Source organism: Microbacterium sp. ER1, from assembly GCF_023383675.1.
In the GTDB taxonomy this organism is placed as follows: domain Bacteria; phylum Actinomycetota; class Actinomycetes; order Actinomycetales; family Microbacteriaceae; genus Microbacterium.
The window spans coordinates 22,461-48,751 of record NZ_QCXO01000121.1; the positions used below are offsets into that span (position 1 = coordinate 22,461).

The window sequence follows — 26,291 nt, forward strand, 5'->3', positions numbered from 1 at the left end:
CGCAAGGAGCTGACTGCTTCTGCACCACGAGGACCGATATCGAGAGTCTCCACAATCTTCGCCTCCGGCCGGAAAAACGCCGGTTCAGCACCGGAATACCGTGACATCCTGACCCCTCCGATCGAGACTGGAGGCATGCCCTTGAACGACCCGCAGGTATGGACGCTGATCGGCATCTTCGTGACGACGATGCTCGGCGGCATGACCCTCATGACGACGCAGTTCGGCCGCGTGCTCCGTGCGGAGATCGGCGGACTGCGTGGGGAGATGACCGGCGAGATCGGCACCCTCCGCACCGAGATGACCAGGGAGATCTCCGGCCTCCGCACCGACATGACCACCGAGATCGCTACCCTCCGCACCGACATGACCACCGAGATCGGCACCCTCCGCACCGAGATGACCACCGAGATCACACGACTACGCAATGAGATCGGCGCCCTCCGCACCGAGATGACCACCGAGATCGGCACCCTCCGCACCGAGATGACCACCGAGATCGGCACCCTTCGCACCGAAATGACCACCGAGACCACACGACTACGCAGTGAGATCGGCACCCTCCGCACCGACATGACCACCGAGATCGGCGCCCTCCGCACCGAGGTCACCACCGAGATCTCCGGCCTCCGCACCGACATGACCACCGAGATCTCCGGCCTCCGCACCGACATGACCACCGAGATCGGCACCCTCCGCACCGACACGACAACCGAGACCGCGGGCCTCCGCACCGACATGACGAACGAGGTCAGCGGACTTCACGGAGCGTTGGCAGCGCTGCACGCAGTGATGATGCGCGAGGTCGGCGGGCTGCGCGCGGCGATGGGTGCGCTGCACGGGGCGATGATCGGGCTGCGTGGCGAAATGATCGGCCTCCGTGGCGAGATGACCGCGCGGCTCGACGGCCTCGATCACCGCCTCGATCGATTGGAGGTGAAGGTCGACGATCTCGACAAGGAGATGACGAACCTCGCGGCGCGATTCTGGCGCTCTCAGTAGCGACGCCCCGTTCAGGCGCGCGCGGCCGCGCGCTGCACCTCGCCGGAGAGGACGATCGTCCGGGCCGGTTGCTCGTCGCCCTTGATCCGATCCAACAGCATCCGCGCCGCCGTCACGCCCATGAGGCGCGCGGGGAGCCTCACGACGGTGACGGCGGACGGCGACAGCGTCGTGAAGGGCAGCGACCCGATCACCGCGACGCCGAGCTGCGGCGGGGTGAGTCCGCGCTCCGTGAGGACCTGGATCGCGCCGACGCCGATGAGGTTGTTCCCGGCGACCACCGCGTCCGGCGGCTCCGGCAGCGCGAGGAGCTCCTCCATGGCCGCGCGCCCGCCATCGACGCGGAACGTGGCGAAGCGCTGGAGCGAGGAGAGGTCATGATCGGAATCCGTCGCCGAGAGCGCTTCCCGCCAGCCTTCCGCACGCTCCGCCGCGGTGTCGATGTGCGCGGGGCCACCGATGTACGCGATGCGCCGGTACCCGGCGTCGAGAAGGCTCTGCGTCGCTGCGGCGCCCGCCTCCCGGTTGGCCATGACCACACCGTCGATGTCGGCGCCCGTGCGACGGTCCACCGCGACGACCGGCCGTCCCGTCGCCCGCACCGGCGCCAGATCCGAGTGCTCGTCCGCCGTCGCGATGATGACGCCCGACATGTTCTCGGCGATCGCGATCCGGAGGTACGTCGCCTCCTTCTCGGCCTGGGCGTCGGAGTTGCACAGCACGACGGAATACCCCGCTTCGGACGCCGCATCCTCCACGCCGCGCGCCATCTCGGTGAAGTACGGGTTCTCGATGTCCGGGATCACCAGGGCGATGACTTCGGAGCTCTGGGTCCGCAGCGTACGCGCCGTCCGGTTCGGGGTGAAGCGCAGTTCCTCGGCCGCCGCCCGCACCGCCGCCGCCTTCTCCTCCGACACGCTCGTGCCGTTGAAGACGCGCGAGACCGTGGCCGGGGAGACGCCGGCCCGCCGCGCGACGTCGTAGATCGTGGCCATGGGCACCCACTGTAACCGGTTTCAGCCTCAGCCCTCCGCGAGGAATCGATCGAGAGTCGTTCCGAGAGCATCAAGCCGGGTCCGAGCCGCCTCCGAGAGCGGTCGGAACGGACGACGGCAGTCCCCCAGCGCTCCCGCACCTCCCGCGCTGCGACCGGAGAGGTACTTCGCCGCGGGGAAGACGTCGATCGCGACGAGCTCGGCGATGACATGGTTGATCCGGCTCTGCACCCGCTGCGCTCCGACCAGGTCGCCGGCGTCGAGGAGGCGCCGCGCCGCCTGGAAGAGCTCGACCTGGAGCCCCACGGTCGTGCCGATCGTCCCGCGGGCACCCGCGGCGAGCGCGGGCACGAACACCTCGTCGAACCCGTTGATGTAGGCCTTGTCGGGGAACGCCGCCGTCATGCGCTCGAGGGCGTACATGTTGTGCGCGGTCTGCTTGAGACCGATCACGCGATCGTCGCCCAGGAGCTCTCCGGCCGTCTCGAGCGTGAACTCGGTCCCCGTGAACTGCGGGATGTTGTAGACGATGAGCGGGAGATCCACGGCGTCCAGCACCGCGCGGTAGTGGTCGAGGACGGCCTCGATGCCGAAGGAGTAGTAGATCGGCGGGATCATCGAGAGGGCGGAGGCGCCGGCGCGCTGCGCCCGCCGCCCGAGCTCGATCGCCTCCCGCGTCGACAGCGCGCCGACGTGAGCGACGACGGGGATGCGCCCCTCGGCGGCGCGCACGGCGGTCTCCACCACCGCGGTCCGTTCATCCGCCGACAGGAGGAGACCCTCCCCCGACGACCCGCAGCAGTAGATCCCCTCGACGCCGCGGGAGACGTAGTCCTCCGCGAGCGTCGAGAGCAGCCGCGTGTCGACCGCCCCGTCCGCGTCGTAGGGAGTGGCGATCGCGGCCATCAGCACCCCGAGGTCCGCCGCGGTGGTCACCATGCGGTCCACCCCCCGTCCACGACGAGGTTCGCTCCGGTCATGTAGCGCGAGGCGTCCGAGAGCAGGAAGACCGCGGCCCCGTTGAAGTCGGTCGCCTCCGCCATGCGTCCGATCGGGATGCGCGCGGTGTAGTTCTGCCGGAAGGTCGCGTCCTGCGTGTCCCGACCGACGCCGGAGGGCGTGAGGGTGTTGACCCTGATGCCCTGTCGGCCCCAGTACGTCGCGCAGTACCGGGTGAGGTTGTACAGCCCCGACTTCGCCGCCGAGTAGGCCACCGGCTTCACGAACGGCACCCCGGTCTGCTCCTCCTTGTAGGCGTAGATGTCCTGCACCGGCGACACCATCCCGTAGATCGAGCCGACGTTGATGATCGAGCCCGGCGTGCCGGCCGCGCGCATCCGGGCGCCGGCGGCCTGCGTGACGAGGAAGGTGCCGACGAGGTTCACGTCGACCACCTCCCGGAACACCTCGAGGGGGAAGTCCTCGAAGGGCCCGGAGACCTCGGGGGGCGCGCTCGGCTGGGTGTCCAGACCGGCGTTGTTGATCACGCCGTCCGGCGCCGAACCCCACGCCTCGACGATCGCGTCGAGGCCGGCCTCGACGCTGTCCTTCGAGACGATGTCCACGGAGACGCCGAGGAGGCGCGGGCTGTCGGCGATCTCGGGGAACGTCTCCTGCAGGCGCGCGGCGTCGACGGTGCGCGATGCCACGGCCACCCGGGCACCGCGTCCGTGGAGCTCGCGGACGAAGGCCGATCCGATCTGGCCGAGGCCGCCGGTGACCAGGATGATGCGGTCGGCGAGGTCGAAGATGTCCGTCATGTCGTTCGTCTCCCTCAGCTCACCGCGTGCCGCGCGAGGTTCTCGCGGTCGTACTCCAGGCCGTTCCCCGGCGCTCCGGTCGGGACGAAGAACCCGTTCTGCGGCCGCTGCGGCACGATGACGCCGAGGTCGCTGAGCGTGCCCCCGTCCGTCATCTCGCCGAACAGGGCGTTGGGCACCGCGCAGAGCACGTTGGCCGTGAGCTCCATCACGAAGTGCGGCGTCATCGGGGCGTTGTACGCCCGGCCCAGGGCGGCGATGTCCATGTAGGGCGTGATGCCGCCCACGCGACCGACGTCGGCCTGGATGAAGTCGCACGCGTCGGCGAGGAGGTACTGGTTGAACTGCTGGAGCGTGTAGACGTTCTCGCCCAGCCCGATCGGGATCGGCGAGCGGGCCCGGAGGCGGGCATGCGAGGCGACGTCGTCCACGCGCAGCGGCTCCTCCACCCAGTAGAGGTTGAGGTCGCGGAACCGGGTGACCGCCCGGACCGCCTCCCCGTACGTCCATCCCTGGTTGGCATCGACCATGAGCGGATACTCGCCGACCGCCTCGCGGATCTTGGTGAGCCGGTAGACGTCCTCCTCGAGGTCCGGCTTGCCGACCTTGACCTTCCCGGCGGCGTACCCGTCGGCCTTCCACTCCTTGACCTGCTCGACGACCTCCTCGGCGGACAGGTTGAGGTTGATGCCGCTGCCGTACAGTGCGACCCGATCGCGCACCTGGCCGAGGAGCTTCGCGAGCGGCTGCTCGTAGTGCAGCCCCAGCAGGTCCCACAGCGCCACATCGATCGCGGCGAGGGCGAGCGTGGTGGTGCCGCCGGGGCCGTTGTCGCGCAGGTGCTGCCAGGAGTGCTGCCAGACGGCCCGCGGATTGACCTCGCGGCCGATGAGCGTCGGGATGAGCTCGCGCAGCGCCGCCATCATCATCTGGCCGCCGACACCGGAGGTGTGGCTGAACCCGGTGCCGACCAGCCCGGTGTCGGTGGTGATGTCGGCGAGGATGATCTCGATGTGGGTCACCCGATGGATCTGGTCTCCCCACGGCCCCTTGGGGAGGGGGATGCGGGAGAGCTGGAGGTCGATCGATTCGATTTTCATGCGTGGTCCTTCCGGGACGACGAGGAGGGGACGGGAGCTTCAGCCCTTGACGGCGCCGGCGGCGAGACCGGCGACGAGGCGCTTCTGCACGAGGAGGAAGCCGACGACGACGGGGAGCACCGAGAGCACGCCGCCCGCGGTGAGGAGGTCCCACCGGATCTGGTACTCGCCGATGAACAGGTGCAGGCCGACCGGCAGGGTGCGCGTCGCCGTCTGCGAGGTGAAGGTGAGGGCGTAGAGGAACTCGTTCCAGGTGAGGATGAACGCGTAGGTTCCCGCCGCCACCATCCCGGGCCGCAGCAGGGGCAGCAGGAGGATGCGGACGATCTGTGCGGACGAGGCCCCGTCGATCTGGCCCGCCTCCTCGATCTCCCGGGGGATGGAGTCCGCGAACCCCTTGAGCAGCCAGGTGGCGAACGGCGTGGCGAACGCGGCGTGCACGAGCGCGAGACCGAGCGTCGTGTCCATCAGCCCCATCCCGCGCAGCTGCCCCTGCAGCGAGATCACGAGCAGCACGGCGGGGAACATCTGCGCGAGCAGCAGCCCGATCATCACGGCCCCGCGGCCGCGGAAGTCGAACCGCGACATCGCGATCGCGGCGCCGGTGGAGACGACGAGCGTGACCGGGACGGCGATCGCGGCGACGGTGAGGCTGTTCCGCAGATAGGTCAGGAACGGCGTGGTCGACAGCAGCTCGGCGTAGGACGCGGTCGTGAACTCGGAGGGGATGAGGTTCGCTCCGGCGCCGGCGAGCTCGTCCCGGGGCGTGAGCGACGTCAGCAACATGACGATGTAGGGACCGAGCACCATCGCGAGCACGCCGAGGAGGGCGATCGCGAAGCCGGTCCGTCCCGCGAGACGGCCGAAGCGGACGGGAGCGGTCGTCGTGCTCATCGCGTGGTGTCCTTCCGGGTGAGGCGCACGTAGAGCGCGATGAAGACGGCGAGGAACAGGGCCTGGATGACCGCGTACGCCGCGCCGGCGCCGAAGTCGCTGGCCTTGTAGGTCGTCAGATAGGACTCCAGCGCCAGGGTCGTCGAGGAGGTGCCCGGCCCGCCGCCGGTGAGGATGAAGATGAGGTCGACGTAGTTCGAGGTCCAGATCAGGCGCAGGAGCGTCGTGATGAGGATCGTCGGGAGGATGGCGGGCAGCACGACGTGGCGGAACACGCCGACCGGGCCGCACCCGTCGATCTGCGCCGATTCCTTGAGCTCGCCGGACACGCTCTGCAGTGCCGCGAGGATCATGATGGCGAAGAGCGGGATGCCCTGCCAGACGTCGATCATCACGAGCGTCGGCAGCGCGGTGCTGTTCTGCGAGAGGAACTCGATCGGCGCGTCGATGATCCCCGCGTTCAGCAGCCACTGGTTGAGGACGCCGTTGTTGGGGTCGAGGATCCACTTCCACATCAGCGCGACCAGGACGCTCGGCGTCGCCCACGGGATCATGATGAGCCCGCGGTACACGCCCCGCAGGGGGAAGCGGTTGTTCAGCATGAGCGCGAGCGACAGCCCGCCGATCAGCTGGAGCGCGACGGCACCGAAGGTCCAGAACGCCGTGCGGCCCAGCGTGGGGACGAACTCCGCGGTGCCGATGACGCTGGCGAAGTTCTGGAACCCGACGAACTCGAGCACGCCGGTGAAGACGCTCACGTCGTTGAACGAGAACCACATCGAGCGGACGAGCGGATATCCGGCGAAGACCGCGACGAGCACGATCGCCGGCGCGAGCAGGACGAGGGGGGCGACCGAGCCGCGGCGCGCGCGTCGCCGGGGCCGGGTCACCGGCCGGCGCGGGGCCGGCCGGCCGGTGACGACCGCTTCCGTGAGGGTGGAGCTTGCCATGTCGATCCTCAGCGCAGCACGTCGGACATCTTCGTCAGCACGTCCTGGCTGCTGATCTCGCCCTGGAACGCCTGCTGGATGAGCGGGTTCCACTCCTTCGCGGCGAGCTCGGCCACCCCCTCCAGCGCAGGCCACGTCTTGGCGGTGGGGATCGCGTCGACGGCGACCGCGAGCTGCGGGTCGGACGAGTACGCCTCGGTGTCGATGACCGACTCGAGCACCGGCAGCTGACCCTGCGGCGAGGCGGAGATCTTCTCCATCTGCGCCTCCTCGCTCAGCCAGGAGATCCACTCCCAGGCGGCGTCCTTCTTGTCGGAGCCCTCGAGGATGACGTTGCCGCTCATACTGCCGAGCGTCGCGCCGGGCTTGCCGTCGGCCGTCGGGATCGGGACGACGCCGAGCTTGTCGCCGAAGACCCCCTGCAGCTCCTTCAGGGAACCCGGGTGGTGGATCATCATGCCGGTGAGGCCCTCGACGAAGTTCGTCTTGACGTCGGCGAAGGCGGCCGTGATCGATCCGGGGGGCGCCGCCTGCAGGTCGGTGACGATGCGGAGGTAGTCCTCGTTCACCGCGACGCCCTTCGCGTCGTCCAGGACGACCTCGCCGGAGTCGTCGACGACCGACGCCCCGCCGGCGTACATCCACGCGAGCCACTGGTCCTGTCCGCCCGCACCGCCGCGGACGTCGATGCCGTACCTGCCGTCACCGGTGAGGGCGGCCGCCGCGTCCAGGAGGTCCTGCTGGGTGCGGGGAGCCTCGAGCCCGAGCTCCTCGAAGTAGTCCGTGCGGTAGTAGAGGTAGAGCGTCGTGTACTGGTGGGGCAGCATGTACACCGCGTCCTCGCCGGGCAGCTGACCCGTCGCCCAGAGCGAGTCGACGACGTCGTCCGAGGCGTCCCAGCCGTCGACGTACGAGGTGAGGTCGGCGATGGCGCCCTGCGGCGCGAACTGCCCGAGCCACCAGTCCTTGCTGCGGGCGGCGTCCGGCCCGGTGCCGTTCATCGCGGAGGACACGAGCTGGTTCTGGTACTGGTCGAGCGGGATCGTCTCCAGAACGACCTTCACGTCGTCCTGTGCGCCGTTGAACTCGTCCGCGAGCTCTGTCCAGGTGGGGTCGGTCGCGTCGTCCTGCCAGAGCCAGTACGTGATCTCGACAGGGCCGTCGCCCTCCCCTGACGGGGCGCTGCTGGCACAGCCGGTGGCGAGGGCGACGACGCCGAGGGCGGCCAGGGCGGGGAGGATTCGGGTGGATCTCATGATGCGTACTCCTTCGTCGATCAGATGAGGGTCGTGCGAAATCGATTTCAAGACGGGTGCGGCAGAACGCGCCGGTGCGGGGAGGGTCAGACCGGCAGCGGGGCCGTGGTGCCGAAGTCGATGTCCGGATAGCGGTTGCGGACACCGTAGAAGTGGGCGTCCAGCTCATGGACGGCCCGGCGGGTGTCGCCGGCCTCGATCGCATCGATGATGCGACCGTGCATCGCGGCGATGGCGGGATCCTCCTCGACGGGCTCCTCGCGTCGCGCGGCGGCGAAGACGACCCAGAAGGACTGCAGGAACTGATCCACGAACGCATTGCCCATCGGCGCGAGCAGCCCGCGGTGGAACTGCTGGTCGAGCTCGGCGAAGCTCTCGTTGCGCAGGGCGCGCTCCACCATCTCCTCCGAGAGCAGCCGCAGACGGGCCAGGTCGCTCGGCTGCAGGCGCGGGATCACCAGAGGCAGCAGAGACGTCTCCAGCGCGTGACGCACTTCCAGGAGCTCGCGGGTGGCGGCCTCCGGGTCGTCGACGAAGCCGATCCAGCGGGTGGCGAGATCGGCGGCGCGGAATCCTCGCCAGACCCGGCGCGCCCCTTGCCGGGACACCACGATGCCGAATGCCTCGAGGACGCTGAGGGCCTCGCGGATACGCTGCCGTCCCACCTCCAGGACGGCGCCGAGCTCGGCCTCGGTGGGCAGCGGGTCGCCGATCTCCAGCCCGGAGCGCTGCAGGTGCTGAGCCAGACGTCGCGCGAGCGCGTCCGACAAGTCGGACCCGGTGACCTCGATCTTGTCTGACATGTTCCGTTCGCTCCTTCGCGACATCGGCGGAATTCCCGCTCATGAGCCTAGACAGTCCGTGTACCTGTCGTCAAGTGACCATCCGGTCGCCGCTACTTGTCAGACAAGCAAGCGAGGGGATACGCAGAGATGCCGCGACCCGAAGGCCGCGGCATCCCGTCCGTGCGTGTCCCGGATTCGCGTCAGCGGTGCGCGGCCACGACCTGCGCGACGGCCGCCCGCTGGTCGGCGGAGGGCTCGGCGATGGCCATACGGCAGTGCGTGTCCACGACGTCTAGCACGCGGTACGCCTCCTTCATGCGCGCCATGTCGCCGCCGATGAGCGCGACGACGTCGTCCACGGCGGCCTGTGCCGCGACGATGGCGTCCGCATCGCCGGAGCGTCCGGCGTCGGCAAGGGCGCGGAAGGGCTTCGGCGTCACGGAGGAGACACCAGAGACGACGCCCTGCGCGCCCGCTTCGACGGCTGCGATGAGGTCGCGGTCGGCGCCGGTGTAGAGCTCGAAGTCGGCCGGCACCACCGCGCGGTACGCCGCGATGTCGTCGAGCGAGAGCTCGCTCACCTTGGCCCCGACCACGTTCGGCAGGGCGGCGATGCGCACGAGCAGCTCCGGCGAGACGGGGTTCCCGCTGCGCGCGGGATAGATGTAGACGTAGAGGCGCCCCTCCCCCACGGCTGCCGAGACGGCGCGGTAGTAGTCGAGGATCGCGTCGTCCGTGGCACGCAGGTAGTAGGGGGTGAGGGCCGCGAACTCCGTGGCCCCCAGCTCCTTCGCGATGCCGACCAGGCGCACGGCCTCGAAGGTGCTCGGCTGTCCGACGTGCACGATGACGCGCATCCGGTCCGCCAGCTCCTCCAGCGCGGCACCCACGAGCGCCCGGAACTCGTCCGCGTCCACGGCGGGGAACTCGCCCGTGGTGCCGAGGACGAAGGCGCCCTCGTTCCCCGAGTCGGCCACGAACCGGAAGATCGCACGCGACCCGTCGAGGTCGAGGGTCCCGTCGCGGTGGAACGCGGTCGGGACGGCGGTCAGGATGTCGTAGCGGGTCACTTCTCGGTCTCCTCGGGGGTCGTGCTCTTGCGGTTCTTGCGGTCGGCGCGTCCCCGGCGCGCACCGGCGTCGACGTTGCGGACGGTGGAGGTGAGCAGGTCGGGCTGCGCCGCGAGCTCGTCGTGCGCCTTCTCGATCTGCACGATGCTGTCGGTGTGGAGGATCGAGTCCTCCAACGAGGCCCGCTCGGCGCGGGGCGTGCGGGCGGCGCGGATCGCGGGCATGACGATCGACAGCACCGCGAGCGCGAGCAGGACGAGGGCGATCGGGCTGACGACCTCGAAGAACGGCCGCGTCGGCAGGATCGCCAGCGTGCGGGCGAGGTTCTCCTCGGCGAGCGGACCGAGCAGGAGACCGAGGACCACGGGTCCTGCCGGAACCTGCATGCGCTTGAGCAGCACGCCGACCACACCGAAGACGAGCATCGTGACGACCGTCGACAGGCTGTTCGAGGTGGCGTACGTGCCGATGATGCAGAAGATGAGGATGCCGCTCCACAGATACGGCTGCGGCACATCGAGCAGCTTGACCATGCCCTTCATCCGCACGAGGCTCAGCGCGAGCGACAGGAGGGTCGCGACGAGCATGATCCCGACGATCGAGACGACGAGGTCGGGGCGGTTGGTGAACAGCGTGGGGCCGGGGGTGATGCCCCAGATGATCATCGAGCCGATCATCACCGCCATCACGGAGTCCCCGGGGATGCCGAGTGCCATCGTGGTGGTCAGCGAGCCGCCGAGCGTGGCGCTGGAGGCGGTGTCGGACGCGGCGACGCCCTCGATCGACCCCTTGCCGAACATCTCCGGGTGCTTCGACGCCTTGCGCGCCCGCTCCCAGCCGATGAGCCCGGCGATGTCGCCGCCGGCCGCCGGGATGAGGCCGACACCGAGGCCGACCGCGCCGCCGACCGCGGTGGCCCGTCCGCTCTGCTTCAGCTCCGCGCGGTTCGGCCACCACCGCCCGAGGCTCGAGATCGGTCGGACGTGCGACTTCCGGTGCGTGAGGAGCTGGTCGAAGAGTTCGGCGATGCCGAAGAGGCCGATGATGACGGCGATGAAGTTCACGCCCTCGACGAGCTCCAGCACACCGAACGTGAAGCGCTGGTCGGCGGTGGCGGCGTACGTTCCGACACTGCCGAGCATGAGTCCGAAGAGGCCCGCGAGGATGCCCTTGAGCATCGACTTGGACGAGATGCCGATCATGATCGCGATGCCGAAGACGACGAGCGCGAACAGCTCGGGCGACTTGAAGTAGTCCCGGGCGAAGCTGGCGATCGGCACGGCGGCGACCGAGAAGAGCACGAGCGAGGCGAGGATGCCGACGGCCGACACGATCGCGGAGATCGTCAGCGCGAGACCGGCCCTGCCCTGTTTCGCCATCGGATAGCCGTCGAGGGTGGTGGCGATGGAGGCGGGAGTCCCTGGTGTGTTGATGAGGATGGACGGCACCCGGTCGCCGAAGTTCGCCGCGACGTAGATCGTCAGCAGCACCGCGAGGCCCTGCACGGGTTCGAGGGTCATGGTGAAGCCGGCCGCGAGCGCGACGGCCATGGTCGCGGTGATGCCCGGGAAGGCGCCGACCATGAAGCCGAGGACGAGGCCGACCGCCATGTACAGCAGGATCGAGATGTCGAGGAGCGAGTTCAGCCCCTCCAGGAGCGCGTTCACAGGGGGATCCTCAGGAGCATGCCGAAGACGACGTAGACGAACGCCGTGACGGCGGCGGAGTAGATGACGAGGCTCAGCCAGCGGCGGTGGCCGTAGAGGAGCATCAGTGCGGCCATGAGCAGGGCGCAGGCGATCGGGAAGACCTCGATCCGGTAGCCGAAGAGGATGACCGAGCCGAGGGACCAGAGTGCGATGAAGGCACCGGCGATCGCGATCGTCGCGACCACCCGGAGGACGCCGCCCGGCTGGATGCGCTCGAGGTCCTCCCGCGTGGGTGCCGGTCGCGTGATCGCCACGGCGAGCAGGGCGATCGCGATCACGACGCCGGTCACGCCGATGACGAGCGGCCAGAAGCGGGCGTCGATCTGTCCGGGGGCGGCCTCGCGGCGCAGCGGGATCTGCGTGGCGAGGAAGAGATAGCCGGCGGTGATCGCGAGGGCGACGGCGGCGAACGCGATCTCGAGGGGTCGCGAGGCGGTCGCCCCCTCGTAGCCGCCCGGCGCGGCCGACTCGGCCGCGGTGTCGGGGCTGGTCATGGTGCTCCTTCGTCGGAGGACGCGGCGGGGTCGGCGCGTGCCGACCCCACCGGAGGTGTTCAGCCCAGGAGTTCCTGGAACAGGGCGAACTGGTCGTCGACGAACCCGGTCCACTCCGCGGAGTCGCGGTAGACCACGAGGTTGCCGGCGTCCGCCTGGAACTTCTGGTAGCTCTCGGACTCCACGGCCTCCTTGACGGCGGCCTCGAGGGCGTCGTGCACGTCGTCGGGCAGGCCGGCCGGTGCGTAGATGCCGCCCCAGCCGCCGAAGACGACCTCTTCGCCGATGGCCTCCTCGACCGTCTCGACGTCCTCCGCGTCCGGGTGACGCTCGTCGTTCATGACCGCGAGGATGCGGACGGCCTCGCCCTGCGCGAGGGCCTCGCCGAGTCCGGAGACGGCGGCGACGGTCTCACCGGACGCGGCGGCCGCGACCGCCGTGGCGCCACCGTCGTAGGGGACGGGGGTGAAGTCGGCGTCCGTGGCCTTGCCGAGACCGAGGGTGGCGGCCTCCCAGATCGAGCCGGCGCCGGAGTTCGCGACCGTGACCGCGCCGGACTTCGCCTGGGTGACGAGGTCGTCGAGGGTCTCGATGCCGCTGTTGGCACCCACCGTGATGACGCCGGGGGCGAGCATGATCTGTCCGAGCAGGTCGAAGTCGTCGGGCAGCACGTCGGCGCTCTGGGTCGTGTTGAGCATCGCGATCTCGACCGGGGCGAACCCGATGACGTAGCCGTCCGGATCCTGCGAGCCGACGTACTCCATCGCGAGCGCTCCCGCGGCTCCGGGCATGTTCTCCGGGATCACGCTGACGCCGAGGATCTTCTCGAGCTCGGTGGCGAGCGCGCGGGACGACAGGTCGGAGCCGCCACCGGGGTTGGCCTGGATGATCAACCGGATGTCGTCCTCGGGATAGGTCGAGGCGGCCCCCTCGCTCTCGTCGACCTTCGTGCAGGCCGACAGCACCAGAGCGGTGGCGGCGAGGGCGGCGAAGGCAGCGGCCGCCCGAGTGATGCGCATGCGGGGCATCTTTGCTCCTCTACGTGGGTCGACCGTGTTGTCGACACCGCGAGGCTACCAGTGTTGACTGTTAACAGTCAACACTGGCGCGTCGCCCACGCGGGCGTCCACACCTCGCTCCGCCGCACTCCGGACATGACCCCGCACCGGGTCGACGAGGGTGACCCGATGTCCGCGGTCGAGGAGCGAACGCGCATGGACGCCCGCCCCGCCTCCGACATCGATCACGCGACCCTCGGCGAGGTGCTCCGCGATCAGCTCCTGGATGCGCTGGTGCTCCAGCGGCCCCTGCGCCGACCGGGTCGTCAACCGCACCGATTCGTCGAACTGCTCCTCGTAGTAGTCGCGGATCCGCTCGTCGAGCTCACGCTGGTCCATGGTCGGCCTCCGATCGGTAGGCTTCCATCATCCACGCCCGCCTGCGCGAGGGACGGCGCCAGGCGGGGATGCCCGCCTGGCGCCGTCCCACCGCGTCTGGCCGGGCTAGCCGGCCGTGGCGTTCTCGTACGCCCGCATCGCGGCCTCCTGCGCCTCCTTCAGCGCGTCCCCGGGCGACTTGTCCCCGAGCAGCGCCGCGGTGATGGCGTTGTTCAGCTCGTTCTGGATCTCCTGGCCCGCCGGGGAGGAGCCGAACGACTGCCCGTAGTCCACCACGTCGTAGTAGGTGGAGATGACCTGGTCGAAGCCGGCGTTGCCGCTGTCGGTGACGAAGGTCTCGCGGATGGACTGGTCGGCCGACGGCGACCCGGTGAACAGCCCGGTGTTGATCCCGCCGTCGGTCTTCAGGGTCTCGGCACGCGCCTCGCCCGCCGCGTTCCACGCGTCGTCGGAGGTGAGGTTGACCATCCACGCGCACGCCGCCGCGGGGTTCTCCGCTCCGGCCGGGATCACGAACGCGGTGCCCGAGGCGACCGAGAACGGCTCCCCGTCGGCGTTCCGGAACGGCACGGCCTCGAGGTCGATCTGGTCGGCGTAGGGGCTCAGCACGTTCGGGTACCACTGCGCGTTCACCTGCGCCCCGACCTGCTGGGCGACGAACTGGTTCTGGTCGCCGAAGGCGTCGAACGAGTCGCTGAAGCTCTTGACGGCCGCGAAGCCGCCCTGCGCGTCGGTGATCTGCTTGAGCATCTCGATGCCGGCCACGTTGCTGGGGTCGTCCAGGGTGGGCGCCCCCTTGTCATCGTTGAGCTGGCCGCCCATGCCGAGGATCCACAGCCCGGCCTGACCGGTCGCGACCGGGTCGAAACCGAGCCGCGTGGGCACACCGCCGGACTCCTGGTACATCTTCTCGATCGCGCCGAGCAGCACGTCGGGCTTCGAGGTGTCGATCTCGTCCGCCGTCACCCCCGCCTCGTCGAGCACAGCCTTGTTCAGCAGGATCGCCGGCGGCTGGTAGAACTGCGGCACCGCCCACACCGCGTCGTCGTAGGTGACGTCGTCGACGACGAAGGGGTACCAGTGGTCGCGCGGCGAGACGTCCTGGGCCGCGAAGCACTCGTCGAGCGGCATGATGAGGTCCTGCGCGGCATACGTGGTCACGTACCGGCGATCCATCTGCACCACGTCGGGCACGTCACCGCTCGCGATGCGGGTGGTGAACTTCTGCGCGTCGAAGGCCGTCGCGTCGAGGTCGACCTCGACGTCCTTCAGCTGCTCGGCGGCGTAGTCCATGCGCGAGGTGCCGACGTCGTCGGCGTTCTCGAAGCCCCACGCCTTCAGCGTGCCGCTCGGCTCCGCCCCGAAGTCGGCGTCGGCCGCCTGGTCGTCTCCCCCTCCCCCGCCGCACCCGGCGAGGACGAGGACGGATGCCGCGGCGACCGCGGTGATTCCCAGCATGCGTGTGCGCATGACTGCTCCTTTCGATCTGTGGTTCGTCATCCCTTTCGCCCCTGGGTCGCGACGCCCTCGATGAAGGCGCGCTGCCCGAAGGCGAAGAGGATGAGCATCGGGAGGGTCACCAGGAGGGAGGCGACCATGACGTACTGGTAGTCGCCGTGACCGCCCGCGGTGGGGCTGTACTTGGTCATGGCGTACGCGATGCCGAGCGGCGCGGTGAACTCGTCCACCGATCCGGCGTTGAGGTAGATGAGGGCGGCCTGCAGGTTGTTCCAACTGGCCTGGAACTCGAACAGGAACACGATGACGAACGACGGGATCGACAGCGGCATCGCGATCCGCCAGAACAGTCCCCAGGCGCTGGCCCCGTCGAGCCGCGCCGCCTCGAACAGCTCCCGCGGCAGGCCGAGGAAGAACTGACGCTGCAGGAAGATGTAGAAGGCCGAGCCGAAGAGGTTCATGCCCCACAGCGGCACCCAGGTGCCGAGGAGTCCGGTCTCCTTCCAGATGAGGTAGATCGGGATCATCGTCACCGCGCCGGGAAGCATCATCGTCGCGAGCACGAGGCCGAACAGCAGGCCGCGCCCCGGGAAGCGGAAGTAGGCGAACCCGAACGCCACGATCGAGCTGGAGATCGCGACGGCACCGGCGGCGAGCAGCGCGATGGCGATGCTGTTGCCCATCCAGTTCAGCAGCGGGAGCTGATTCCACACCTCGACGTAGTTCTCCGGCACGAACGTCTTCGGGATGAGGGCGTTGTCGAATACCTCGCCCCGGGGCTTGAAGCTCGCCGCGATGAGCCACGCGAACGGGTACAGGAACAGCAGCGCGAACAGCACGAGGATGATGTTCAGCACGATCCGGGCGGCGAGGCTCTTCGGCTGCCGCAGCCGACGACGCCAGCGCGAGCGGGTGGCGACGGTGGTCGTGAACGTGCCCGGGGCCTTCTCGGGCTCCGCCTCGACGGGGACCTGACGCAGGGTCTGGGACATCAGCGGTCTCCCTCGTAGTAGACGAAGCGGTTGCCGACCTTCACCTGGATGAGCGTGATGATCATGATGATGACGAAGAGCAGCCATGCCATCGCCGCCGCGAAGCCGAAGTTGAACTGCCGGAACGCCTGCTGGAACAGGTAGATCGCGTAGAAGAGGGACGCCTCCGGTGACGAGTTGCTCTGATCCCGCCAGAACAGCAGGTACGCCTGGTCGAAGATCTGGAACGCGGCGATCGAGAGCACGATGACGTTGAAGAACATCGCCCCCGAGATCATCGGGAGGGTGATCGAGAAGAACTTCCTGATCGGTCCCGCCCCGTCGAGCGAGGCCACCTCGTACAGCTCGACGGGCACGTTCTTCAGCGCCGCGAGGAAGATCACCATGGTCCCCGCGACGGTCCACAGCGTCATGATCACGATGCTCGGCTTGACCCACGCGGGGTCGACGAGCCACTGCGGCCCCTGGATGCCGAACACCCGGAGGAACTGGTTGATCGCCCCGGAGTTGCCGTTCAGGAGGAGGAAGAACACGGCGGCGGTCGCGACGGCCGGCGTCATCTTCGGCAGGTAGTAGAGCACGCGGAACGCTCCCGCACCCCGCCCGACGCGGTTGAGCAGCAGGGCGAGGATCAGCGCGAACACGATCTCCAGCGGCACCGCCATCACCACATAGAACAGCGTGTTCGCGAGCGAGACGCCCACCCGCGGATCCTCGAAGAGGTTGGCGTAGTTGTCGATGCCGACCGGGCGGGCGCTGTTCGTGGCGAGGTTGTAGCTGCTGAACGAGATGTACAGGCTGTAGACCATCGCGCCGGCCGTGAAGATGAGGAATCCGAGGAGCCAGGGGGAGATGAACAGATAGCCGGCGAGGGCCTCTCGGCGGTTGTACCGGTCCCGCTGGCGGGTCTTGAGCGGCATCCACCTGCCTCCTTTCCGAGGACGCGCAGACACGGCGCTCCGTCCTGGCGCGATGCTAGATCCGGAGAACCGGTTCCCCTCGGGGCTTGCGCAGAACCGTTTCCTGTGGTTCGCCTGAATGCCTCGTCGGCGCGCTGATGCCCCGGGTGACGTTCCTCCCTAGGATGAGGGGAATAAACACGGAGGAGGGCCGGGGGAATGTTCGACGAGCGACGGCGACAGGCAGCGCTCGAGGAACTGGGGATCCTTGACACACCACCCGATGAGCGGGTGGATCGGGTGGCACGACTGGCGAAGGAGATGTTCGGCGTGCCGATGGTCAGCGTCTCGCTGATCGACCGCGACCGGCAGTGGCGCAAATCGCAGATCGGCCTCGGGGGGAACGAGGCACCGCGCCAGGACTCGTTCTGCGACTACACCGTGTCGCAGGACCGGACGGTGGTGGTGGAGGACGCGAGCACGACCGACCTCTTCGCCGAGAACCCGTTCGTGACCGGCGATCCGCACCTCCGCTTCTATGCGGCCCATCCGCTGCACGCGCCGGGCGGCGAGCCGGTGGGGACGCTGTGCGTGCTCGACACGGAGCCGCACACATTCACCGACGCCCAGCAGGACCTCCTGCGCGACCTCGCGTTCTGGGTGCAGACGGAGCTGGCACAGGACGCCGACGTCGACCACGCCGCCGTGGTGCAGCGGGCTCTGCGCCCGCGGGTGCACCCGGAGATCGACGGGTACACGATCGCCGCCGGCGCCGCCCCACGGGGAACGCTCGCCGGGGACTACTACGACTTCTCACGCCACGGGGAGGCCCTGCGCGTGACCCTGGCCGACGCGATGGGCAAGGGCACGGGACCGGCGCTGGTCGCGGCCACGGTGCGCGCCTCCCTGCGGACGGCGCCGGAGCGCTCGCTGTCCGACGCCGTGATCGAGGTGGACCGCCTGCTCGAGGACGATCTCGCGGACACGTCGATGTTCGTCACGGCCGTCGTCGCCGAGCTGCAGCCGGAGACGGGAGACCTCGAGGTCATCGACGCCGGCCACAGCCTCGCTTTCGTCGTCCGGGCGGACGGGTCGTGGACGCCGCTGCGCTCCACGAACCTGCCCCTCGGCATGGGCATGGGCCTCGTCGACCCCCGGGTTCCGGTGACCACCCGCCTGGAACCGGGCGATGCCTTCATCTGCTGCAGCGATGGACTCCTCGACGTGCTCGATCCAGACGACCCGTTCGGCCACGTCGAGCGCGTCCTCGCAGAGATGGGCCCCGGCGGTGCTGTCGGCGAGGCTCTGCGTCTCGCGAACGACGAGCGCGCCACCGACGACATCACCGTCGTGGTCGTGCGGAGGGACGCGTGACCGCCCGGTTCGCGACCATCCGCGTCCTCGCCCTGCTGTCGGTCCTGCTCGGCGTGAACTACGTCGCATGGCGGTGGCTGGAGTCGGTGAACTGGTCGGCCTGGTGGATCGCGGTGCCGCTCGTGATCGCCGAGACCTACAGCCTCATCGACACGTTCCTCTTCTGTCTCACGATGTGGCGCGCGAAGGAGCGCCCGGCACCGGTATCGCCGCCGCAGGGCACCGTCGACGTGTTCATCACGACCTACGACGAGCCGATCGAGCTCGTCATGACGACGGCCAGGGCGGCGAAGCGGATCGCCTATCCGCACTCCACCTGGATCCTCGACGACGGCTCCCGCCCCGAACTCGAGGCCGAGGCCCGGGCCGCGGGCGTCGGCTATCTCACCCGCTCCGAGGACTGGACGGGCAAGCCCCGGCACGCCAAGGCCGGCAACCTCAACAGCGCGCTCTTCCAGACCGACGGCGAGTTCCTCCTCATCCTCGACGCCGACCAGGTGCCCGACCCGCTGATCCTGCACCGCACACTCGGCTACTTCGCCGATGATCCCGAAGTCGCCCTCGTGCAGACGCCGCAGTGGTTCGTGAACGTCGACGAGGCCGACCCGCTCGGCAGCCAGGCGCCGCTGTTCTACGGGCCGATCCAGCAGGGGAAGGACGGCTGGAACGCGGCCTTCTTCTGCGGCTCGAACGCCGTGCTCCGCCGCGAGGCGCTCATGCAGCTCGGCATCGTGGGTTACGTGCGGAACGTGACCGACTCCGCCGCGCGGGCGCTCAAGACCTCCGAGGCGCTGATCGCTCGCGAGGCCGAGGCCGCCACCGACCCCGCGCTCGGCACCGAACTCGGGGCGCTCCGCATCGCGATCGCCCGCGGGCGGAAGGAGCTCGCCGGCGGCGACTCCGTCGCCGAGGTCGCCGCGCGCGTGGGGGAAGCTGTCGACAACGCCTCCCGGATCCTCGTGGCGCACGACCTCGAGGGCATCCGCGCCGACCTCGCCGTGATCGAGTCCCTGCCGGTGCAGCACGACGCCGAACTCGGGCAGGTGATCGTGGACGAGGCCGGGCTCGACGCTCTGGCAGCCTCCGACCTCTCCCCCCTCACCGCCGTCGAGGCCGTCCGCGGACTGCTCGACGCGCTCCGCCTCGACCGGGCCGATGAGGCCCAGCCGATCCTCCCCCTCGCCACGATCTCGGTGACGGAGGACATGGCGACCGCGATGCAGCTGCACGCCCTCGGCTGGAAGAGCGTCTACCACCACGAGATCCTGGCGCACGGCCTCGCCCCGGAAGACCTCAGGACGATGCTCACGCAGCGGCTGCGGTGGGCCCAGGGGACGCTGCAGGTCATGCTGCGGGACAACCCCCTGGCCAAGCGCGGGCTCTCGGTGGGACAGCGCCTGATGTACTTCGCGACGATGTGGAGCTACCTCTCCGGCTTCGCCGCGATCGTCTATCTCGCCGCCCCGGTGATCTACCTCGTGTTCGGGGTGCTCCCCGTCACCGCCTGGTCGGTCGACTTCTTCGTGCGGTTCCTGCCGTACTTCCTCGTCAACCAGGCGCTGTTCCTCGTGGTCGCCAAGGGGGTGAAGACCTGGCGCGGTCAGCAGTACTCGCTCGCGCTGTTCCCCGTGTGGATCCGCGCGTGCTGGACGGCCTTCGCCAACGTCGTGCTCGGTCGGCCGCTGTCCTTCGCCGTGACCAGGAAGGACGGCCGAGACCCACGCGGCGTCCCCTGGCGGGAGATCTGGCCGCAGCTCACCGCCATGGTCGTGCTCGTGATCGCCCTCGTCATCGGGGTCGCCCGGGTCATCGTCGGGACGGGCGACGGCACCGGAACCCTCGTCAACACGGCCTGGGTCCTGTACGACCTGGTCGTCCTCAGCGTCATCATCCAGGCGGCGCGCTACCGCGGTCCCGCCGCGCAGGTCCTCGAGAAGGAGTCGAATGAACGTCAGCACTGACACCAGGGACGGCTACGCCGTCGTCACGATCACGGGGCGCCTGACCGCCTCGGGGGCGCCGCTGCTGCGCAACGCGGTGAGCGACCTGGTCACCGCCGGGCAGCCGCGCATCGCGATCGACCTGAGCGGCACCGAGTTCGTCGACTCCTCGGGCCTCGGGGCCCTCGTCGGCGGCCTCAAGACCGCCCGCGTGGCGGGCGGCGATCTGCGCATCGCCGCCGTCCCCGAGGCCGTGCGCACCGTCCTCCACCTCACCAACCTGGACCGCGTGCTCCGCGACTACCCGACGCCGGAATCGGCGTTCGATGGACGCTGACATCCGGGCCTTCCACATCGACGGGCCCGCCGGGCTCGCCCTCGTCGACCGCGCCCTCGACGAGCTCGACCGGCTCTGGACTCAGGCTCCGGAGGTACCGGCGCAGGACCAGGTGCTGTTCACCCTGGCGCTGAGCGAGGTCACGACCAACGTCGCGCAGCACAACGAGCACGCGGACGTCGTCCTGAGCATCGACGTCCGCGTGACGGCGGAGGAGCTGCGCGCCTACATCCGCGACACCGCCCCGCCGGCACCGATCGACTGGGACGCGGTGTCGATGCCGGGCGAGGAGGCGGAGAGCGGACGCGGCCTCGCGCTTTCGCAGGCGGCGCTCGACGAGTTCACCCACACGGTCACCGATCTCGGCAACACCTGGGTCCTCGTCCGGCGCGTGGATCCGGCGCGCGAGGCGGGCGGCTGACCCGTCAGGCGAGCCAGGCCGGTGCTCGTCCGCGGAGTGCCGCGGCGTCGATGGAGTAGCGGCCCGCCCCCGTGAGCGCGAGCGCCAGAGCCGCCGCACCGAGCACGGCGACGAACTCGTAGCCGCCGGCCGTCACCCACAGGCCCGCGGGCAGGTGCACGAGCACGAGGGCCACCAGCATGTCGACGGCGAGGAGGATGCCGACCGGACGCGTCAGCAGTCCGAGGATCAGCAGGATCCCGCCGATGAGCTCGAGGAAGGCGACGACGGGCGCGGCGATCTCGGCGAGCGGGACCCCCATGCCGGCGAAGCTGCCGATGGTCCCGGGGATCGTGAACTCGAAGATCTTCTGGGCGCCGTGGGCGGCGAAGATCGCGCCGACGACGATGCGCAGGACGAGGAGTCCGAGCGACGAGGCGGAGGAGGCGGAGGCTGTGGTGTTCGTCATGAGGAGGTTCTTCCTTCGCGGCAGGACACCCGCGCGGGCGCGGACCAGGGCTCTTGCCCTGGCCCCCACGGTAGGAACCGTTCTTTTCCGTCCGCTGAACGCATCGGGTTCGCGGACGGGGCGACCTCAGCGGGAGCCGACCTCGTGGAGCATCCGCTCCCGGGCGCCGTCGAGGTGAGCCGAGAGGACCGCGGCGGCGTCCTCCGGAGCTCCCGTGCGCATGACGTCGAGCAGCTTCACGTGATCGTCCGACGACTCGTGCAGGTCCTCGTCGTGGTTGATCGTGACCTCGAGCAGCGCCGTGAACGTGGGGAGGTACTGGTTCCAGGCGCCCTCCAGCCGCGGGTGATCGGCGAGGGCGTAGATCTGGGAGTGGAAGTCGAGGTCGGCCGTGACGAAGGCGGCATGGTCACCCGCGTCCGCGGCCTCGGCCATGCGCTGGACGGCATCGGCCATCGGCTGCCATCGGTCGTCGTCGTCGACCCGCATCGCGCGCGACAGGGCGAGCTGCTCCAATGCGCCTCGGAGGCTGTAGAGCTGGTCGACGTCGTCGCTCGTGAGGCCCACGATGTAGACGCCGCGCGGGCGCTGCACCTCGACGAGCTTCTCGAAGCTGAGCTGGGTGAGGGCGTCGCGCACGGGACCGCGGCTGACGGCGAACTCCTCCGCGAGGGCCTCTTCGGTGAGCCGGGCCCCCGGCGCGAGCTCCCCTCGGACGATGCGCTGGCGCAGCACGCGCGCGACCTGCGCTCCGAGCGACTCCCCGCGCGTGACGGTCTGCGTCATGGTGACCTCCTGTTAACAGTTGACAGGATACACACCGGGTGCGCGGTCAGGCTCCGGAGCGCGGACTCCAGAGCACGAGTTCGGTCGAGCGGCGGATGCGGCGGCCGGTCGGCATGGGCACGACCCCCGCGGATCCGGCGGCGAACACCCGCACGCCGGGACGGTTCTCGCGCTCGGCGCGGAGGGCGCTCTCCAGCGCGACGACACGGTCGCGCAGCATCCGGTTCTCGTCCTCCAGGTCGAGGAGCCGGGCGATCGCGGGGAGACTGACCCCTTCGGAGGAGAGCTGGGCGACCTCGCGCAGCTGCTCGATGTTGCGGTGAGAATACCGACGGGAGCCGCCGGGCGTCCGTCCCGGCACCACGAGGCCGATCCGGTCGTACTGACGGAGGGTCTGGGGGTGCAGGCCGGAGAGCTTGGCGGCTGCGGCGATCGCGAAGACCGGGGTGTCCGCGTCCATCACGCCTTCCTTCCTGATTTCACGTCAGGCCGTCGCGCCGGGTCAGGCAACTCCCTTCCGGAAGCGCCTGACCCGACGCGAAAGCCTGTGCTCGTCAACGGCGGGCTTTCGCCATGAGCTCGGCCCGCGGGTTCTCCTGCGGCTCCAGCTCCTGGAACCGCTCGAGAGCCTCGCGCGCGGCGTCGTCGAGGTGCGTGGGCACCGCGACCTGGAGCTCGGCGAGCAGGTCACCGGTCCCCTTCGCGGTCGCGACACCCCGACCCTTGACGCGGAGCACGCGGCCCGACGGAGTTCCGGGGGCCACACGCAGCTTCACCACGTCGCCGCCGAGCGTCGGGACCTCGATGGTCGCGCCCAGCGTCGCCTCGGTGAAGGTCACGGGGACCACCACGCGGAGGTTGAGGCCGTCCCGCGTGAAGACCGGGTGCGGACGCACCGTGATCTGCACCACGATATCTCCGCTCTCCCCGCCGTCCGGCGAGGGGCGACCACGGCCGCGCAGCCGGATCTTCTGCCCGTCGGCGACGCCCGCGGGGATCTTCACCTTGAACGGCTTGCCGTCCTCTCCCTGCAGGGTGATGGTCTCGCCCTGCACGGCGGTGCTGAAGTCCAGCGTGGTGCGGGCCGTGACGTCGGCGCCGCGCTGCGGACCGCCGAAGCCGCGGAAGCCGCCGCTCGGCTGCCCGAACCGGCCACCGCCGAACGAGCTGCCCTGGCCCTGGTTGAACATCGCGAAGATGTCCTCGAAGTCGGCGGTCTGGCCGCGCCCCTGCTGTCCGAACCGGCTGAAGACGTCTTCGAACCCGCCGGCGCCCGAGCCGCTCGCCGTGAAGCGAGCGCCCGAACCCATGGCGCGGATCTCGTCGTACTCCTTGCGCTGCTCGGCGTCGGAGAGCACCGAGTACGCCTCGCTGATCTCCTTGAACTTGGCCTCGGCCTTCGCATCGCCCTGATTGGAGTCGGGGTGATACTTGCGCGCGAGCTTGCGGTACGTCTTCTTCAGGTCAGCGTCGCTGACGTCCTTCGAGACCCCGAGGGTCTTGTAGAAGTCCTTGTCGAACCAATCCTGGCTGGCCATCGATCACCTACTCCGCAGGGACGGCGACGACGACCTTCGCAGGACGCAGCTCGACCTCGCCGAGGCGGTAGCCCACCTCGACGACCTCGAGCACCGTGGTCTTCGAGGTGCCGGGGGTCGGCTGCTGGAAGATCGCCTCGTGACGCTGGGGGTCGAACTCCTCACCCTTCTCGCCGTAGGCGACCACGCCGAGGCGCTCCACGACCGCGCGTACCTTCTCGGCGATCACGGCGAAGGGGCTGCCCTCGACCAGGTCGCCGTGCTGCTCGGCGCGGGCCAGGTCGTCGAGCACGGGGATGAGGCCCTTGGCGGCCTCGCCCTTCGCGCGCTCGATCTCGATCTGGCGCTGCTCCTCCGTACGGCGGCGGTAGTTCGCGTACTCGGCCTGCAGGCGCTTGAGGTCGGTCAGAAGGGCGTTCTCGGCGTCGGCGATCGCGGCGTCGCCCGCGGCGGCATCGGCCGTCTGCGCGGCACCGAGGATGTCCTCGACCGTCAGCCCTTCCTCCGCCTCGGCAGCCGCGTCGACCGGGGTCTCGTCAGAGCCCTCGGCGGCCTTCGCCTCGCGGGAGTCCTGGTTCTGCGGCACGGGGCCGGATGCCTGAGCATCCGACCCCTCCGGAACCTCGTTCTCGTCGAAGTTCTTGTCCGTCATGATTACTTCTTCTCGTCCTCGTCGTCGACGACCTCGGCGTCGATGACGTCCTCGTCGGAGGAGGGGGCGTCACCGGTCGGGGTCTCGCCCTCGGCCGAAGCGCCGGCGGCGTCCGCCTGCGAGGAGGCGTAGATCGCCTCGCCGAGCTTCGACTGGGACTGGTTGAGCTTCTCGAACGCGGTCTTCACGGCCTCGTCGTCGTCGCCGGCCAGTGCCGTCTTGAGCGCATCGACGTCGGCCTTGACCTCGGTCTTCACGTCCTCGGGGAGCTTGTCCTCGTTCTCGGAGATGAGCTTCTCGATGGAGTAGGCGAGGGTCTCGGCCTGGTTGCGGGTCTCCGCAGCCTCACGACGCGCCTTGTCCTCGGCGGCGTGCTCCTCGGCCTCGCGCACCATGCGCTCGATGTCCTCCTTCGACAGCGACGAGCCGCCGGAGATGACGATCGACTTCTCGGTGCCGGTGCCCTTGTCCTTCGCGGACACGTGCACGATGCCGTTGGCGTCGATGTCGAACGTGACCTCGATCTGCGGGATGCCACGAGGAGCCGGCGCGATGCCGGTGAGCTCGAACGTGCCGAGCGGCTTGTTGTCGCGCGTGAAGTCACGCTCGCCCTGGAAGACCTGGATCGCGACGGACGGCTGGTTGTCGTCGGCCGTGGTGAAGGTCTCGCTCCGCTTGGTCGGGATGGCCGTGTTGCGCTCGATGAGCTTGGTCATCATGCCGCCCTTGGTCTCGATGCCCAGGGAGAGCGGGGTGACGTCGATGAGCAGGACGTCCTTGCGCTCGCCCTTGAGGACACCGGCCTGCAGCGCGGCGCCGACGGCGACGACCTCGTCCGGGTTCACACCCTTGTTGGCTTCCTTGCCGGTCTCGCGCTTGACGAGCTCGGCGACGGCGGGCATACGGGTCGAACCACCCACGAGGACGATGTGGTCGATGTCGGACACCTTGATGCCGGCCTCGCGGATGACGTCCTCGAACGGCTTCTTGGTGCGGTCGAGCAGGTCCTTCGTGAGGTCCTCGAACTTCGCGCGGGTCACGGTCTCGGAGAGCGAGACGGGGCCCGAGTCGGTGAGCGACAGGTACGGGAGGTTGATGCTCGTGGACGTGGAGCTGGAGAGCTCCTTCTTCGCCTGCTCCGCGGCCTCCTTGAGGCGCTGCAGGGCGATCTTGTCACCCGAGACGTCGACGCCCGTGGTCTCCTTGAACTGCTTGATCAGGTAGTCGACGAGACGCTGGTCCCAGTCGTCTCCACCGAGACGGTTGTCACCGGCGGTGGCGCGCACCTGGATCGTGGAGAAGTCGTCGTCCTTGCCCACCTCGAGGAGGGAGACGTCGAACGTTCCGCCACCGAGGTCGAAGACGAGGATGAGCTCGTCCTCCTTGCCCTTGTCGAGGCCGTAGGCCAGGGCGGCCGCGGTCGGCTCGTTGATGATGCGGAGCACGTTGAGGCCCGCGATCTCACCGGCCTCCTTGGTGGCCTGACGCTCGGCGTCGTTGAAGTACGCCGGAACCGTGATGACGGCGTCGGTCACGGTGTCGCCGAGGTAGGACTCGGCGTCGCGCTTGAGCTTCTGGAGGATGCGCGCGGAGATCTCCTGCGGCGTCCACTTCTTGCCGTCGACGTCGAAGCTCCAGTCGGTGCCCATGTGGCGCTTGACCGAGGCGATCGTCCGGTCGACGTTGGTGACGGCCTGGCGCTTCGCGGTCTCGCCGACGAGCACCTCCCCGTCCTTGGTGAAGGCGACGACCGAAGGGGTCGTGCGGAAGCCCTCGGCGTTGGCGATGACCTTGGGCTCGCCACCCTCGAGGACGCTGACGACGGAGTTGGTGGTTCCGAGGTCGATACCGACAGCACGTGCCATGTGTTCTCTCCTTTGTTGGGAAGTCTGTAGTGGTCTGGAAACCTGCGGCGATCAGGGAAACCTGAGTCGCGATGGCTCAAGTGTACGCCGGGGCCGAAACGCTGTCAAATGAACTTGATATGAACAGGCTCAAGTTTTTCGCCGGGCCGTCAGGTGTCCGCGAGCCGCC

General features: G+C 69.3%; 27 protein-coding genes. 5 read left to right on the forward strand and 22 right to left on the reverse strand.

Features of this window, described 5'->3' with window-relative positions:
- The first annotated feature begins 135 nt into the window (after window positions 1-135).
- A complete protein-coding gene (locus BV453_RS02785) occupies window positions 136-1,002 on the forward strand; it encodes a CCDC90 family protein (RefSeq protein ID WP_249520829.1) in 867 nt (288 codons plus the stop codon).
- An 11-nt stretch (window positions 1,003-1,013) separates the two neighbouring features.
- Here the strand turns inward: BV453_RS02785 and BV453_RS02790 are convergent, their stop codons facing one another.
- From BV453_RS02790 to BV453_RS02865, 16 genes are all read right to left on the reverse strand, one after another.
- Window positions 1,014-1,997, reverse strand: a complete 984-nt coding sequence (locus BV453_RS02790; protein ID WP_249520830.1) for a LacI family DNA-binding transcriptional regulator — start codon at window positions 1,995-1,997, stop codon at window positions 1,014-1,016.
- Between the two features lie 27 nt (window positions 1,998-2,024).
- Entirely contained in the window at window positions 2,025-2,936 is a 912-nt protein-coding gene (locus BV453_RS02795; protein ID WP_249520831.1) for a dihydrodipicolinate synthase family protein, read from the reverse strand.
- Window positions 2,930-3,757, reverse strand: a complete 828-nt coding sequence (locus BV453_RS02800) for an SDR family oxidoreductase (protein WP_249520832.1) — start codon at window positions 3,755-3,757, stop codon at window positions 2,930-2,932. The genes BV453_RS02795 and BV453_RS02800 overlap by 7 nt, the downstream gene beginning before the upstream one ends.
- 14 nt (window positions 3,758-3,771) lie before the next feature.
- Window positions 3,772-4,857, reverse strand: coding sequence for a mandelate racemase/muconate lactonizing enzyme family protein (locus BV453_RS02805; RefSeq protein WP_025102648.1), 1,086 nt, complete (start codon window positions 4,855-4,857; stop codon window positions 3,772-3,774).
- 39 nt (window positions 4,858-4,896) lie between these two features.
- Complete coding sequence (locus BV453_RS02810) at window positions 4,897-5,751, reverse strand: carbohydrate ABC transporter permease (RefSeq protein ID WP_025102649.1); 855 nt, start codon at window positions 5,749-5,751, stop codon at window positions 4,897-4,899.
- Entirely contained in the window at window positions 5,748-6,701 is a 954-nt protein-coding gene (locus BV453_RS02815) for a carbohydrate ABC transporter permease (protein ID WP_249520833.1), read from the reverse strand. The genes BV453_RS02810 and BV453_RS02815 overlap by 4 nt, the downstream gene beginning before the upstream one ends.
- An 8-nt stretch (window positions 6,702-6,709) precedes the next feature.
- The gene (locus BV453_RS02820) at window positions 6,710-7,957 is read right to left on the reverse strand and encodes a sugar ABC transporter substrate-binding protein (RefSeq protein WP_249520834.1); all 1,248 of its coding nucleotides are present in this window, start codon (window positions 7,955-7,957) and stop codon (window positions 6,710-6,712) included.
- An 86-nt stretch (window positions 7,958-8,043) separates the two neighbouring features.
- The gene (locus BV453_RS02825; protein ID WP_060921604.1) at window positions 8,044-8,760 is read right to left on the reverse strand and encodes a FadR/GntR family transcriptional regulator; all 717 of its coding nucleotides are present in this window, start codon (window positions 8,758-8,760) and stop codon (window positions 8,044-8,046) included.
- 182 nt (window positions 8,761-8,942) lie between these two features.
- The gene (locus BV453_RS02830; RefSeq protein ID WP_249520835.1) at window positions 8,943-9,812 is read right to left on the reverse strand and encodes a dihydrodipicolinate synthase family protein; all 870 of its coding nucleotides are present in this window, start codon (window positions 9,810-9,812) and stop codon (window positions 8,943-8,945) included.
- On the reverse strand, window positions 9,809-11,479 hold the full coding sequence (locus BV453_RS02835) for a tripartite tricarboxylate transporter permease (RefSeq protein WP_249520836.1): 1,671 nt from the start codon (window positions 11,477-11,479) through the stop codon (window positions 9,809-9,811). Before BV453_RS02835 ends, BV453_RS02830 begins: the two co-directional genes overlap by 4 nt.
- The gene (locus tag BV453_RS02840) at window positions 11,476-12,015 is read right to left on the reverse strand and encodes a tripartite tricarboxylate transporter TctB family protein (protein ID WP_025102656.1); all 540 of its coding nucleotides are present in this window, start codon (window positions 12,013-12,015) and stop codon (window positions 11,476-11,478) included. The genes BV453_RS02835 and BV453_RS02840 overlap by 4 nt, the downstream gene beginning before the upstream one ends.
- A 59-nt stretch (window positions 12,016-12,074) precedes the next feature.
- Window positions 12,075-13,034, reverse strand: a complete 960-nt coding sequence (locus BV453_RS02845; RefSeq protein ID WP_249520837.1) for a tripartite tricarboxylate transporter substrate binding protein — start codon at window positions 13,032-13,034, stop codon at window positions 12,075-12,077.
- Between the two features lie 54 nt (window positions 13,035-13,088).
- On the reverse strand, window positions 13,089-13,412 hold the full coding sequence (locus BV453_RS02850) for a bifunctional 2-polyprenyl-6-hydroxyphenol methylase/3-demethylubiquinol 3-O-methyltransferase UbiG (RefSeq protein WP_025102658.1): 324 nt from the start codon (window positions 13,410-13,412) through the stop codon (window positions 13,089-13,091).
- Window positions 13,413-13,517: 105 nt separating this feature from the next.
- Entirely contained in the window at window positions 13,518-14,882 is a 1,365-nt protein-coding gene (locus BV453_RS02855) for an extracellular solute-binding protein (protein WP_249520838.1), read from the reverse strand.
- A gap of 26 nt (window positions 14,883-14,908) precedes the next feature.
- Window positions 14,909-15,862, reverse strand: coding sequence for a carbohydrate ABC transporter permease (locus tag BV453_RS02860; RefSeq protein ID WP_025102660.1), 954 nt, complete (start codon window positions 15,860-15,862; stop codon window positions 14,909-14,911).
- Window positions 15,862-16,782: a carbohydrate ABC transporter permease gene (locus BV453_RS02865; protein WP_025102661.1), complete on the reverse strand. Its 921-nt coding sequence runs from the start codon at window positions 16,780-16,782 to the stop codon at window positions 15,862-15,864. The genes BV453_RS02860 and BV453_RS02865 overlap by 1 nt, the downstream gene beginning before the upstream one ends.
- Before the next feature lie 198 nt (window positions 16,783-16,980).
- Here BV453_RS02865 and BV453_RS02870 point away from each other — a divergent pair, with 198 nt between their 5' ends.
- From BV453_RS02870 to BV453_RS02885, 4 genes are read left to right on the forward strand one after another with little or no spacing between them, the layout of a single operon-like run.
- Window positions 16,981-18,135 (forward strand): PP2C family protein-serine/threonine phosphatase, encoded by a 1,155-nt coding sequence (locus BV453_RS02870; protein WP_025102662.1) that lies wholly within the window; start codon window positions 16,981-16,983, stop codon window positions 18,133-18,135.
- The gene (locus BV453_RS02875; RefSeq protein ID WP_249520839.1) at window positions 18,132-20,096 is read left to right on the forward strand and encodes a glycosyltransferase family 2 protein; all 1,965 of its coding nucleotides are present in this window, start codon (window positions 18,132-18,134) and stop codon (window positions 20,094-20,096) included. The genes BV453_RS02870 and BV453_RS02875 overlap by 4 nt, the downstream gene beginning before the upstream one ends.
- Window positions 20,080-20,412 (forward strand): STAS domain-containing protein, encoded by a 333-nt coding sequence (locus BV453_RS02880; RefSeq protein ID WP_136050608.1) that lies wholly within the window; start codon window positions 20,080-20,082, stop codon window positions 20,410-20,412. Before BV453_RS02875 ends, BV453_RS02880 begins: the two co-directional genes overlap by 17 nt.
- Entirely contained in the window at window positions 20,402-20,833 is a 432-nt protein-coding gene (locus BV453_RS02885; protein ID WP_025102665.1) for an ATP-binding protein, read from the forward strand. The genes BV453_RS02880 and BV453_RS02885 overlap by 11 nt, the downstream gene beginning before the upstream one ends.
- A 4-nt stretch (window positions 20,834-20,837) precedes the next feature.
- On the opposite strand, the gene BV453_RS02890 is transcribed toward BV453_RS02885, so the two are convergent.
- The 6 genes from BV453_RS02890 to dnaK form a co-directional block, all read right to left on the reverse strand.
- Entirely contained in the window at window positions 20,838-21,281 is a 444-nt protein-coding gene (locus BV453_RS02890; RefSeq protein WP_060921594.1) for a DoxX family protein, read from the reverse strand.
- 126 nt (window positions 21,282-21,407) lie between these two features.
- Entirely contained in the window at window positions 21,408-22,067 is a 660-nt protein-coding gene (locus BV453_RS02895) for a GntR family transcriptional regulator (RefSeq protein WP_025102667.1), read from the reverse strand.
- A 46-nt stretch (window positions 22,068-22,113) separates the two neighbouring features.
- Window positions 22,114-22,527: a heat shock protein transcriptional repressor HspR gene (locus BV453_RS02900; RefSeq protein ID WP_062637270.1), complete on the reverse strand. Its 414-nt coding sequence runs from the start codon at window positions 22,525-22,527 to the stop codon at window positions 22,114-22,116.
- 94 nt (window positions 22,528-22,621) lie between these two features.
- Entirely contained in the window at window positions 22,622-23,605 is a 984-nt protein-coding gene (locus BV453_RS02905) for a DnaJ C-terminal domain-containing protein (RefSeq protein ID WP_025102669.1), read from the reverse strand.
- Window positions 23,606-23,612: 7 nt separating this feature from the next.
- A complete protein-coding gene (grpE, locus tag BV453_RS02910; protein WP_060921591.1) occupies window positions 23,613-24,257 on the reverse strand; it encodes a nucleotide exchange factor GrpE in 645 nt (214 codons plus the stop codon).
- A gap of 2 nt (window positions 24,258-24,259) precedes the next feature.
- Window positions 24,260-26,122, reverse strand: a complete 1,863-nt coding sequence (gene dnaK / locus BV453_RS02915; protein WP_025102671.1) for a molecular chaperone DnaK — start codon at window positions 26,120-26,122, stop codon at window positions 24,260-24,262.
- Window positions 26,123-26,291: the final 169 nt, after the last annotated feature.